Source organism: Paenibacillus periandrae (genome assembly GCF_022458865.1).
Lineage (GTDB): Bacteria > Bacillota > Bacilli > Paenibacillales > NBRC-103111 > Paenibacillus_S > Paenibacillus_S periandrae.
In genome coordinates, this window is the sequence record NZ_JAJNMU010000011.1 from 198,457 (window position 1) to 211,119 (window position 12,663).

Consider the following 12,663-nt stretch of genomic DNA (forward strand, 5'->3'; position numbering starts at 1 on the left):
ACGAAAGAGCATTAGTAAAGGTCAAGCACGAAATGGAGCAGGAAGAGAATGCTTTTATTAATGTAGATGACTTTGTTCTTAATCTTAATAATCCGGATTTGATCTATGGAAATCTTCCTGTATGGGAAAAAAAGCATTTTTTCAAAAAATACATAGATAGGGTCGAATATTACAATAAAGATGATATTCGTGTTTATCTGAAGTTCCATAAAGAGCCGTTTACTGGAAAAGATATGGACGAAAAACTAAATAAAGAAGAAACCAAAACCGAAGAAAACGAGTCGGATTTTTTAAATGGTGTTGACTGTCGATTTGGTAACGAACCCACAAGGGTTCATCGACGCTGCGAATATAAAATTAGACGGGAAGCGATAGGTGGCGCGTGCCCTTCCTATTGTAACGTAGCGTTCCTCCAACGGTTGACGCAGAACCTCAAGAACGTTTCGGGAAAACTCAGGCAGTTCATCCAAAAATAATACGCCGCGATGTGCCAGACTAATCTCTCCAGGTTTGGGAATACCGCCACCACCGACCAGACCGGCTGAAGAAACAGAATGATGCGGCATGCGAAATGGACGCTCTCGTATCAAGCTGCTGCGGTCGGCAAATTTACCAGATGCACTGTAAATTTTCGTTACCTCGAGCGCTTCCTGATCGGACATGACAGGTAGTATCGAAGGCAGTCTTTTGACAAGCATGGTTTTGCCTGTACCTGGAGGGCCAAGAAGCAGGATGTTATGCATCCCGGCTGCACAAATCATCAGTGCGCGTTTGGCTTGCATTTGACCATGGACATCCGCGTAATCTTCATTAGATACAGAAATCCTGGTAGCGGATGTATTTGATTTAGATGGCGAATAGTTAGTTGTATTAAATAGTGGGGCAATCCCACTGTGAAGATCATTCAAATGCGAAAGACAACCAATCTCAACATCCGGGATTAATGATGCTTCCTGATAATTAGCTCTCGGGATCAGAATGCGGCGTATGCCTTGCTCACTGGCTGAAACGATCATGGACAACACACCCGGAATCTCGCGCACCGTTCCGTCCAAAGCCAGCTCACCTAATATAAGGACTTGTTCGGGTAATTCCAATTGCAGCTGGCCGCTCGTATATAAAATGCCCATAGCTATTGCCAAATCGAATGCCGAGCCTTCCTTGCGTACATCAGCTGGAGCAAGATTTATCGTTATGCGCTGCAAAGGAAACGTATATCCGCAGTTTTTGATGGCAGCTCTTACACGTTCTATGGACTCCTTAACTGCGCTGTCCGGCAGCCCGACGATATTCATTTGCGGCAGCCCATTGCTTAAATCCACCTCAACCTCAACAAGCTTACCTTCAACACCATGCAGGCAGGCACTCATTACTTTTCCATACACGAAATAACACCCTCCCTCATCATCATTCCATTAGGGCAAAAGGTGCTTCCTCATCGTCCATATGATTTTTCCTTATTGTATCATAAATCAGCTTGAAGGCAATTGAATTGTAGGTAGCTACATGCTTTAATATTTCCTCGGGAATAATATAATACGGGATTTTTTTCAGTACCATAAAAAAGTTTAATTGAAAAATGACAGTTTTCCGTGAAAAAAGAAGGAAACTATCGAAAAATAATGGTACAATGGTTAAGGTTTTGTTGAGTTGTCTGCACTCGGCAGGATTTTGTATGCATCACAGCGAATATTTCCTTCGTTTGATGAGGAGCTTGCACATTCGCTGCAGTTCTTGCTTATATAGAAATTGGCAAGCTATTACTGATAGGAGGATTTTGCTAAATGAATATCCATGAGTATCAAGGCAAACAGTTGCTGAAGCAATACGGAGTTGCCGTCCCTAATGGGAAGGTTGCTTTTACAGTGGAAGAAGCGGTTGAGGCTGCACAACAACTCGGAACTCCAGTCGTTGTCGTTAAGGCACAGATTCATGCAGGCGGACGCGGTAAAGCAGGCGGCGTTAAAGTAGCCAAAGGCTTGGACGAGGTTCGTACATATGCGGAACAGATCCTGGGCAAAGTTCTGGTTACTCATCAGACAGGTCCCGAGGGTAAGGAAGTCAAGCGTCTTTTAATTGAAGAAGGCTGTGACATTAAAAAAGAATATTACATTGGGGTCGTTGTTGACCGCGAAACTGGACGCGTAGTTATGATGGCGTCTGAAGAAGGCGGCACAGAGATCGAGGAAGTAGCCGAGCATTCCCCTGAAAAAATCTTTAAAGAAGTTATTGATCCAGCTATTGGCTTGCAAGCATTCCAGGCACGTAAGCTTGCTTATGCCATCAAGATTCCTAATGAATTGGTTAATAAAGCCGTGAAGTTCATGGTTGCCTTATACACTGCGTTTGTTGATAAAGATTGCTCCATTGCAGAAATCAATCCGTTGGTAGTAACAGGCAGCGGAGATGTGATGGCACTTGATGCTAAGCTTAATTTTGATTCCAATGCTTTGTATCGTCATAAAGATATTTTGGAGCTTCGTGACCTTGAAGAAGAAGATGAGAAGGAAATTCAGGCTTCCAAATATGATCTGAGCTATATTGCACTAGAAGGAAACATCGGTTGTATGGTCAATGGTGCAGGTCTTGCCATGGCAACAATGGATATTATTAAATATTATGGCGGAAATCCGGCCAACTTCCTAGACGTAGGGGGCGGTGCAACAACAGAGAAGGTTACAGAAGCGTTCAAAATCATCCTTTCCGACGAAGCAGTTAAAGGTATTTTCGTAAATATCTTCGGTGGTATTATGAAATGCGATATTATCGCCAATGGTGTTGTTGAAGCTGCCAAGCAATTAGGCCTGACGCGTCCGCTTGTGGTTCGTTTGGAAGGTACTAACGTTGAGCTCGGCAAAAAAATCTTGAATGAATCCGGTTTGAATATCGTAACAGCTGACTCGATGGCGGATGGTGCGCAAAAAATCGTGGCTCTGGTTTCCTAATCATAATTAATTAATCAAGGGATGTGACCTATACCAAATGAGTATTTTAGTAAATAAGGATACAAAAGTTATCACTCAAGGGATCACTGGCTCCGTAGGTATGTTCCACACTAAGGGTGGTCTTGATTACGGAACACAAATGGTTGGCGGTGTAACACCGGGTAAGGGCGGAACGAAGATTGATATCGAATTGGAAAATGGCACTACCGCTTCCCTTCCTGTATTTAATACTGTAGTCGAAGCTCAAAAAGCAACAGGCGCGACAGTTTCCGTTATTTATGTACCTCCTGCTTTTGCGGCAGATGCTATTTTGGAAGCTATCGATGCCGAGCTGGAATTGGTTATTTGTATCACTGAAGGTATTCCGGTACTGGACATGGTAAAAGTAGCACGTTACCTGGAAGGCAAGAAAACTCGCTTAATCGGTCCTAACTGCCCAGGCGTAATTACACCAGGTGAATGCAAAATTGGTATCATGCCAGGATACATCCATACACCAGGTCACGTAGGCGTTGTTTCCCGTAGTGGAACATTGACTTACGAGGCTGTTCATCAATTGACAACACGTGGTATTGGTCAATCGTCAGCTGTTGGTATCGGTGGAGACCCTGTTAAAGGCTCCGAGTTCATTGATATTTTACGATTGTTCAATGACGATCCAGATACGTATGCCGTTATCATGATTGGTGAAATCGGTGGAACAGCTGAAGAAGAAGCAGCTGAATGGATCGCGGCTAATATGACGAAACCGGTTGTAGGTTTTATCGGTGGTCAAACGGCTCCTCCAGGAAAAAGAATGGGCCATGCAGGTGCAATCATTTCCGGTGGTAAAGGAACAGCAGCTGAAAAAGTAGCAACCATGGAGCGCTGCGGACTTAAAGTAGCCCCAACCCCTTCTGAAATGGGTTCTACTTTAGTCAGTGTTTTGGAAGAAAAAGGACTTTTGGAAAAATGCATCACCAAATAATAAATATCGAGAAATAGGCAAGAAGCCTTCTACTCCTTAACGGGATTAGGAGGCTTTTTTGTATACCAGACAGACCAAAAGTTGTTCTCAATGGAGGAGTGATATATACTATGGACAATCGAACCCTACTTATCATGCTGCATCAAGCCGATGCGATAGGCTGGAAAACCATTTTACGGATCGTCAGTCTTTATGCTGAATTAATCGAGGCTGTGCATGTAACACCTGCTGATTGGGTGCGGCTGGGGCTTACAGAAGCCAGAGCCAACGCTGTTGCAAAAGCTTTTATGGAAGCAACGGCGGAGCGGGTAGAGGAAGTAATGGACAAGTATCGGTGCAGACAAATTGAGATTATTACGATATTTGACGCCGGTTACCCCTATTTATTGAAGCAAACGTCCGAACCGCCTTGGGTTCTTTATGTTCGAGGACGTTTAGAATTATTAAATTCGCCAAGTATAGGAATAGTAGGAACACGAAATCCGACTGTATACGGCCGTAAAATCGCAGAGCAATTTTCTGAGGAGCTGTCTGCTGCACATGTATGCGTGATCAGCGGATTGGCCAGAGGGATTGACAGTTCAGCACATGTGGGTGCTCTTCGCCAAAAAGGCAGTACGATCGCAGTGTTGGGATGTGGTATTGATCACATTTATCCTCCCGAGAATAAGTCGCTTTATGTGAGGATAGCCGAGCAAGGCTTACTGGTAAGTGAATACCCGCTCGGCACCAAATCACATCCCGGGATGTTTCCGCAGCGAAATCGGATTATTGCCGGCTTGAGCTTTGGCATTGTTGTCGTAGAAGCAGCACTCAAAAGCGGTTCACTCATTACAGCTGACCAGGCTTTGGAAGAATCACGTGATGTGTTTGCGATTCCTGGTCCCGTATCTTCACCCAAAAGCCAAGGTACTCTCGCGCTCATTAAGCAAGGTGCCAAGCTCGTCAGCTGTGTAGAGGATATCTTGGAGGAATACCGTCATCGGATAACATCAGACCCGACGAGACATAGTAAGCATGAACAGGAAGAACCGCAAAAGCTGTCAGTAGATGAACAAATCATTACGAAGCTTCTGCAGCAAAGGCCCTTAAGTATTGATGAACTGCTAGCGGGAAGTCAATTTACCTTTGGACATTTGCACGCAGTTCTGTTAAATTTACTATTGACTAAGCGCGTGGAACAATTACCAGGTTCTCTATACGCTATTTGTTAAATATATATATCAAAATTGAGGGGGGAAGGACGCTTATGGCAGATTCTTTAGTCATTGTGGAGTCACCCGCAAAAGCCAAAACAATCGGCAAGTACTTAGGCAGCAAGTTTATTGTAAAAGCATCAATGGGCCATATACGTGATCTTCCGAAAAGCCAAATTGGTGTTGAAATAAATAATAATTTTGAACCTAAATACATTACGATCCGCGGAAAAGGCTCAATTCTTAAAGAACTTAAAGATGCCCGAAAAAAAGTGAAAAGAGTTTATCTCGCAGCTGACCCGGATCGTGAAGGTGAAGCGATCGCTTGGCATCTGGCTCACTATTTGGAGTTGGATGAGGCAGAAGAGTGCCGAGTTGTATTTAATGAGATAACTAAGCAAGCAGTCAAGGATGCTTTTAAAACACCACGTAAGATCGATCTTGATCTTGTTAATGCCCAACAGGCCCGCCGTATTCTGGATCGCCTTGTTGGTTACAAAATCAGTCCGCTGCTCTGGAAAAAGGTTAAAAAAGGCTTGTCTGCCGGACGGGTTCAATCTGTAGCCGTAAAGCTTATTTTCGATCGTGAAAATGAAGTAAAAGCATTTGTTCCTGAAGAATATTGGTCCATCACCGCAAAGCTTTTAGCTGGTACCAGCGAGTTTGAAGCCAAGTTTCATAGTATACATGGTGAAAAGAAAGAACTGAATAATGAGCAAGAAGTGAATGAAATCCTAAAAGGCTTGGAAAAAGCCAAGTATGTGATCCAAGAGGTTAAAGAAAAAGAGCGCTTGCGTAATCCGTCGCCTCCTTTTATTACGAGCTCCTTGCAGCAGGAAGCTGCCCGTAAGCTGAACTTCCGTGCATCCAAAACGATGTCGGTAGCTCAACAATTATATGAAGGTATAGAACTCGGGAGTGAAGGAACAGTAGGTTTAATTACTTACATGCGTACAGACTCAACTAGAGTTTCGCCAATTGCTCAAGAAGAAGCCAAGGAATTTATTATGAACAAATATGGGGAAGCTTTTTATCCGGAAACACCCCGTGTATATATCAAGAAAGCAGCTAATGCCCAGGATGCGCATGAAGCGATCCGCCCCAGCTCTATATTGCGGGAGCCTGATCAGATGAAAGAGCACTTGAGTCGTGATCAGCATCGTTTGTATAAGCTTGTCTGGGAACGATTCATAGCCAGCCAAATGGCTTCAGCCATTCTCGATACAATGACTGTGGATATCTCTGCAGGTGATGCTGTGTTTCGTGCAGCAGGATCCAAAATGAAATTTCCCGGTTTTATGAAAGTATATGTTGAAGGCAACGATGATGGTACGACAGAAGAAGACAAGCTGCTTCCCCCATTGCAAAAGGGAGATAAGCTGAAGAAGAATCAACTTGAGCCTAAGCAGCACTTTACACAGCCTCCCCCGCGTTATACAGAAGCGCGATTGGTAAGGGCTCTGGAAGAGATGGGAATCGGTCGGCCAAGTACATATGCACCGACGCTGGAGACGATTCAGAAGCGCGGCTATGTAGCCATTGATGAGAAGAAGTTTGTTCCTACGGAGCTTGGTGAACTGGTCATCCAGCAAATGATTGAGTATTTTCCTGAGATTCTGGATATCGAGTTTACAGCTCACATGGAAGGTGAGCTTGACAATGTTGAAGGTGGAACTGAGAACTGGGTCAAGGTACTCGGAGATTTTTATGAATCCTTCGAAAAACGGCTGGAATTTGCTGAAGAAGAAATGGAAAAAATCGAAATCAAAGATGAAGTCTCGGATGAAATTTGCGAAAAGTGTGGGCTTCATCTCGTATATAAAATGGGGAGATTTGGAAAGTTCCTTGCTTGCTCGGGTTTCCCTGACTGTCGGAATACGAAACCCATTGTGAAGGACATCGGGGTGATCTGTCCAACCTGTAAGGAGGGTCATATCATTGAACGCCGCAGTAAAAAAGGTAGAATTTTTTATGGCTGTGACCAATACCCTACCTGTGAATTCGTTTCCTGGGATAAGCCAGTGGAGCAACCTTGTCCCAAATGTGGTTCCATGCTGATCGAAAAAAGAAACAAGAACGGTGTTTTTCATCAATGTGTTCAGTGTGATTTTAAAGAAGAGATTCAGGAAAATGATTAATTAATCGCTCTATTGGCGTATTCAATTTCGAAAGATAATCGTAGGAGGATTTTATTGTGTCAGAATTACCAAGTGTTACCGTAATCGGGGCTGGCTTGGCTGGCAGTGAAGCTGCTTGGCAAATTGCTAATCAAGGCGTCCCTGTTATTTTATACGAAATGCGTCCTGTGAAGAAAACACCTGCTCATATTTCGGATCAGTTTGCTGAATTGGTATGCAGCAATTCACTTAGAGCAAATGGGCTAGCTAACGCTGTAGGTGTATTAAAGGAAGAAATGCGTCACCTTAATTCGTTGATCCTTCGTTGTGCCGACAAGCATGCGGTTCCTGCTGGCGGGGCGCTGGCTGTGGATCGTGATGGTTTCTCAGGGGAAGTAACCTCCTTGCTGCGCAATCATCCGCTGATTGAGGTGCGGAATGCAGAGCTGGAATCGCTGCCTGAGGGGATAACAGTAGTGGCAACAGGCCCGCTGACATCACCATCGCTTTCTGCACATCTGCAGCAGCTGATGGGGGAAGAATATCTATATTTTTATGATGCTGCCGCTCCTATCATCGAGAAGGATTCCATTGATATGAGCAAGGTATATCTGGCATCTCGCTACGATAAAGGAGAAGCTGCTTATCTGAACTGTCCCATGACTGAGGAAGAGTTTAATATTTTTCATGATGCTCTTGTGTCAGCAGAGGTAGCGCCGATCAAAGATTTTGAAAAAGAGATTTATTTTGAAGGCTGTATGCCCATAGAGGTCATGTCACAAAGAGGCAAGCAAACGGCATTATTCGGCCCTATGAAGCCGGTAGGTTTGATCAATCCGCACACAAATGAGCTTCCGTATGCTGTCGTTCAATTACGTCAGGATAATGCCGCAGGAACCTTATACAATATGGTTGGGTTTCAAACCCACTTAAAATGGGGAGAGCAAAAACGGGTGTTTTCGTTAATCCCCGGATTGGAAAATGCGGAGTTTGTCCGTTACGGTGTGATGCATCGCAATACTTTTATTAATTCTCCCAAGCTGCTGAAGCCAACCTATCAGTTCGTCAACAGGGACAATTTGTTTTTTGCAGGTCAGATGACCGGTGTTGAAGGCTATGTTGAGTCTGCAGCCTCCGGATTAATTGCGGGAATAAATGCAGGACGTTTTGCAAAAGGTAAAGAATGTGTGGTATTACCGCTGGATACGACACTGGGCAGTATGGCTAATTATATAACTACTGCAGATTTCAATCATTTTCAACCGATGAATGCCAATTTTGGACTTTTGCCGCTTTTGGGTGAACGATTTAAAAGCAAAAAGCTTAAAAATGAAAAAATTGCTCAGCGTGCTATTGAGAAAATTCAGAATTTTTCACAAAACGAATACAATTTAACTTGAATCGAAAAGCGGTACTATGATAATATAAGTTTTGGGCTTATTTAAATAAGATAATATCGTGAATACATGAACCTCTTATCGCGGCTGCCTGATTTTATGCGACTCGATCGAGGTTTTTCTATTGTATGATCCTGGTTTAAAGTTTACTTTCTGGAGGTAGGTTTTGGATGGAGCAAACCTTTCATGCAACAACGATTTTTGCTATTAAGCATCAAGGTAAAGGTGCGATTGCCGGAGATGGACAAGTAACTTTCGGTAATAGCATGGTCATGAAAAATTCAGCAAAAAAAGTGAGAAGACTGTACCGTGGCAAGGTGGTAGCAGGTTTTGCAGGAAGTGTTGCGGATGCGATTACTTTATTTGAAAAGTTCGAAGCCAAGCTTGAGGAGCATCAAGGCAATCTTCAACGGGCTGCTGTAGAGCTTGCCAAGGAATGGCGGTCTGACCGTGTGCTGCGCAGGCTGGAAGCGATGATGATCGTAATGGATGCCCATTATGTACTTTTGATTTCGGGGAATGGTGAAATTATTGAGCCTGATGACGGGATCTTGGCAATTGGTTCAGGCGGCTCTTTTGCGCTGGCGGCTGGACGTGCGCTTCATCGTTATGCTCCTCAAATGAGTGCTAAGGAAATTGCGCAGGCTGCTTTAACCATGGCTGCTGAGATATGTGTGTTTACCAATCACAACATTATAGTGGAAGAAATCGAATAGGATGAGGGAGGTATTCTCTTGAAGCATACAGCTTTGACCCCCAGAGAGGTGGTCGCCAAGTTAGACCAGTACATTATAGGTCAAAAAAATGCCAAAAAATCGGTTGCTGTCGCTCTTCGTAATCGGTATCGCCGTAGCTTGCTTGATGAATCCATAAAGAACGAAATTGTGCCTAAAAACATTTTAATGATTGGACCTACAGGAGTCGGTAAAACAGAGATTGCCAGACGTTTAGCCAAACTGGTCAATGCTCCCTTTGTTAAAGTCGAAGCGACCAAGTTTACCGAGGTTGGTTATGTTGGACGTGATGTTGAAGCGATGGTCAGAGATTTGGTTGAGACTTCGATTCGCATTGTCAAAGCTGAGCGCACTGAGAAATTAAAAGATAAAGCGGAACAGATGGCAAATGATCGGATTGTTTCTATTTTAATACCAGGAACCAATAAGCAGAAAACACAACGTAACCCTTTGGAAATGTTATTTGGCAATGCCGGAAACTCGGAGCCGCAGGAACAAGAAGAAGATTATAATGTGATTTCCCGCAAGCAGGAGCTAAAGGAGCAGCTGCTGAAAGGTCTTCTTGAAGATAAGACAATAGAGATTGAAGTGGAAGATAGTGCACCGAATATGCTGGATATGTTATCGGGTCAGGGAAATGAGCAGTCCGGAATGAATATGCAGGAAATGTTTGGAAGCTTGATGCCCAAGAAAATGAAAAAACGTAAGCTGACCATCAAGGAAGCCAGAAAAGTATTGACACAGGAAGAAGCCCAAAAGCTGTTGGAAATGGATGAGGTCATACAGGAAGCGATCCTGCGTGTCGAACAGCTTGGGATTATATTTATAGATGAAATCGATAAGATCTGCAGCTCCGGCCGCGGCAGTGGTCCTGATGTTTCACGGGAAGGTGTGCAGAGAGATATACTGCCTATCGTTGAAGGGTCTACAGTAATGACCAAATACGGCCCGGTTCAAACCGATTATATTCTCTTTATTGCTGCTGGTGCTTTTCATATTGCCAAACCGTCCGATTTAATTCCTGAACTTCAAGGGAGATTTCCGATTCGGGTGGAATTAAGCAGCTTAACCGAGCAGGACTTTATACTCATTTTAAAAGAACCGCAATACTCATTAACAAAGCAGTATACGGCTCTTTTGGAAACCGAAGGTATCCAGGTCAATTTTTCTGATGCTGCAATTGAAGAAATTGCTCGTATTGCCGCAGAGGTTAATCAGAACACAGACAATATCGGGGCCAGACGTTTACACACCATACTTGAAAAATTACTGGAGGATTTGTCCTTCGAAGCTCCAGAAATCACGCTTGAACAAATTCTTATTACTCCGGAATATGTAAGAGAGAAGCTTTCGGATATTGTCCAAAACCGAGATCTGAGCCAATACATTTTATAAACATTTATTATAACCGTTGGACGCACTGGGAGGCAGTTTCATGACATTATTAGAAAAAACACGAACCTTGAACAGATTACTGCAAAAAGAAGCGGGGAATCCCGTCAGTTTTCTGAATATGGCGAGTGTGCTGAGTGACATTCTGCATGCCAATATATATGTAGTTAGTCGTAAGGGCAAGGTTCTGGGCAGAGCATTCGATACGGATGTTCAGGATGAAATATTGTCCGCAACGCTTGGCAGTGAGAACCGATTTCCGGAAGATTATAATCAATTATTGCTCAAAATTAACGAAACTTCATCGAATATGGGCGCGGAAAGTGAATATCATGTTTTCGGCGAAGAGGCATCCGCGGCGAATATCTTCATTACCATTGTACCTGTCATAGGGGGCGGTGAAAGATTGGGCACCTTGATTTTGACTCGCTGGAACCATGCGTTTATTGATGATGATCTCATATTGGCTGAATATGGCTCAACCGTAGTAGCGATGGAAATCCTGCATGAAAAAGCAGAGCAGATAGAGGTAGAAACTCGCAGCAAAGCGGTTGTACAGGTCGCTGTTGGTTCACTCTCGTTCAGTGAACTCGAAGCAGTTGAACATATTTTTGAGCAATTGGAAGGAAGCGAGGGGCTCCTTGTCGCAAGTAAAATAGCGGATCGTGTCGGAATAACAAGATCTGTGATAGTGAATGCGATGAGAAAACTCGAAAGTGCCGGGGTTATTGAGACGAGATCCTTAGGTATGAAAGGCACCTATATTCGTGTTCTTAATGATCAATTGATGACCGGATTGCAAAGTATAAAGTTATAGTTAAATTACAGGTTTTAAGCCCTATATCTAAAATATAGGGCTTTTTTCTCATTGTAATAATTCCCAAATATCATCAATATAGTTATAGGTCTCTTTTACTATGATTATCAACGAAATTTGTTATATTTTATTTCGATTAATATGTCGAGAAAAGGAGGAATATGTATTAGACTTGTTGAATAGTACAATTTAACATTACCGAAAAAAGGTAGGAACCAACATGGATATTCTTAATAAGGCCGGCTTTAATCAAATGGAACGATCTTTGGACGCTGCAACAATACGCCATCGTGTCATCGCTGATAATGTGGCTAATGCAGATACTCCGTATTTCAAAAAATCAGAGGTGCGTTTTGAAGAGTTATTGCAGCAGGAATTGAACGTTTCTTCTTTTGAAGGGTATAGAACGAATCCTAAACATTTTTATATCGGGCGCCCAGCCGGAATAGAACCGCAGATTGTCAAAGACAAGCAACTAACGATCAATAACAATTTAAACAATGTGGATATTGATGCGGAGATGTCTTTAATGGCTAAAAACCAACTGCGTTACAATGTGATGATTCAACAGGTTAGCAATGATATTAAAAAGGCAAGAACGGCAATTCAAGGGAGAGGGTAACCAATGAAGCTTACTAACGGGTTTGATATTAGCTCCTCTGCATTAACGGCGCAACGATTCCGAATGGATGTTATATCTTCTAACATCGCCAATGCGGACTCTACAAGAGCTAAACTAGTCAATGGGAAATGGGTGCCTTATCAAAGGAAGCTGGTTACTATTGAGCCAAAGAAGCCTTCGTTTGAGCAAGCTCTCCAAAATGCAAAAACCAATGCCGCTGGAGAAGGAGTTAAAGTGACACAAATTATTGAGGATACTTCTCCCTTTAAGCAAGTTTACAACCCGACGCATCCCGACGCAGACGAGAACGGATTTTTAATGATGCCCAATGTTGACGTGCTTAAGGAAATGGTAGATATGATTTCTGCTTCCCGTTCTTACGAGGCGAATGTAACTGCACTCAATGCATCCAAATCATTGATCGCAAAAGCGTTGGAAATAGGCAGATAACATTTATTTTATAGAAAGGGGACTTC

The 12,663-nt window shown here is 43.2% G+C and carries 11 protein-coding genes and 1 pseudogene; 10 read left to right on the forward strand and 2 right to left on the reverse strand.

The window, feature by feature from the left end; translation table 11 throughout:
* Positions 1-326: 326 nt before the first annotated feature.
* Both LRL21_RS19860 and LRL21_RS19865 read right to left on the reverse strand, forming a co-directional pair.
* Positions 327-1,385 (reverse strand): annotated as a pseudogene (locus tag LRL21_RS19860) (YifB family Mg chelatase-like AAA ATPase); the annotation flags it as partial.
* A gap of 22 nt (positions 1,386-1,407) precedes the next feature.
* Entirely contained in the window at positions 1,408-1,560 is a 153-nt protein-coding gene (locus tag LRL21_RS19865) for a hypothetical protein (RefSeq protein ID WP_240417534.1), read from the reverse strand.
* A gap of 224 nt (positions 1,561-1,784) precedes the next feature.
* Between LRL21_RS19865 and sucC the strand changes: the two genes are divergently transcribed.
* The 10 genes from sucC to flgC all read left to right on the forward strand — a co-directional run bounded on the left by sucC (position 1,785) and on the right by flgC (position 12,637).
* Positions 1,785-2,945, forward strand: a complete 1,161-nt coding sequence (sucC, locus tag LRL21_RS19870; protein ID WP_076232713.1) for an ADP-forming succinate--CoA ligase subunit beta — start codon at positions 1,785-1,787, stop codon at positions 2,943-2,945.
* A gap of 37 nt (positions 2,946-2,982) precedes the next feature.
* The gene (gene sucD / locus LRL21_RS19875; RefSeq protein ID WP_076232716.1) at positions 2,983-3,912 is read left to right on the forward strand and encodes a succinate--CoA ligase subunit alpha; all 930 of its coding nucleotides are present in this window, start codon (positions 2,983-2,985) and stop codon (positions 3,910-3,912) included.
* Positions 3,913-4,022: 110 nt separating this feature from the next.
* On the forward strand, positions 4,023-5,126 hold the full coding sequence (gene dprA, locus LRL21_RS19880; protein WP_240417535.1) for a DNA-processing protein DprA: 1,104 nt from the start codon (positions 4,023-4,025) through the stop codon (positions 5,124-5,126).
* Between the two features lie 35 nt (positions 5,127-5,161).
* Positions 5,162-7,246, forward strand: a complete 2,085-nt coding sequence (topA, locus tag LRL21_RS19885) for a type I DNA topoisomerase (protein ID WP_240417536.1) — start codon at positions 5,162-5,164, stop codon at positions 7,244-7,246.
* A gap of 56 nt (positions 7,247-7,302) precedes the next feature.
* Entirely contained in the window at positions 7,303-8,625 is a 1,323-nt protein-coding gene (gene trmFO / locus LRL21_RS19890; RefSeq protein WP_240417537.1) for an FADH(2)-oxidizing methylenetetrahydrofolate--tRNA-(uracil(54)-C(5))-methyltransferase TrmFO, read from the forward strand.
* Between the two features lie 167 nt (positions 8,626-8,792).
* Positions 8,793-9,338: an ATP-dependent protease subunit HslV gene (gene hslV / locus LRL21_RS19895; protein WP_240417538.1), complete on the forward strand. Its 546-nt coding sequence runs from the start codon at positions 8,793-8,795 to the stop codon at positions 9,336-9,338.
* Between the two features lie 18 nt (positions 9,339-9,356).
* Complete coding sequence (gene hslU / locus LRL21_RS19900) at positions 9,357-10,751, forward strand: ATP-dependent protease ATPase subunit HslU (protein ID WP_240417539.1); 1,395 nt, start codon at positions 9,357-9,359, stop codon at positions 10,749-10,751.
* 40 nt (positions 10,752-10,791) lie between these two features.
* Positions 10,792-11,565, forward strand: a complete 774-nt coding sequence (gene codY / locus LRL21_RS19905) for a GTP-sensing pleiotropic transcriptional regulator CodY (RefSeq protein WP_240417540.1) — start codon at positions 10,792-10,794, stop codon at positions 11,563-11,565.
* Positions 11,566-11,785: 220 nt separating this feature from the next.
* Positions 11,786-12,187, forward strand: a complete 402-nt coding sequence (gene flgB, locus LRL21_RS19910; RefSeq protein WP_240417541.1) for a flagellar basal body rod protein FlgB — start codon at positions 11,786-11,788, stop codon at positions 12,185-12,187.
* 3 nt (positions 12,188-12,190) lie between these two features.
* Positions 12,191-12,637 (forward strand): flagellar basal body rod protein FlgC, encoded by a 447-nt coding sequence (gene flgC, locus LRL21_RS19915; RefSeq protein ID WP_240417542.1) that lies wholly within the window; start codon positions 12,191-12,193, stop codon positions 12,635-12,637.
* Positions 12,638-12,663 lie beyond the last annotated feature (26 nt).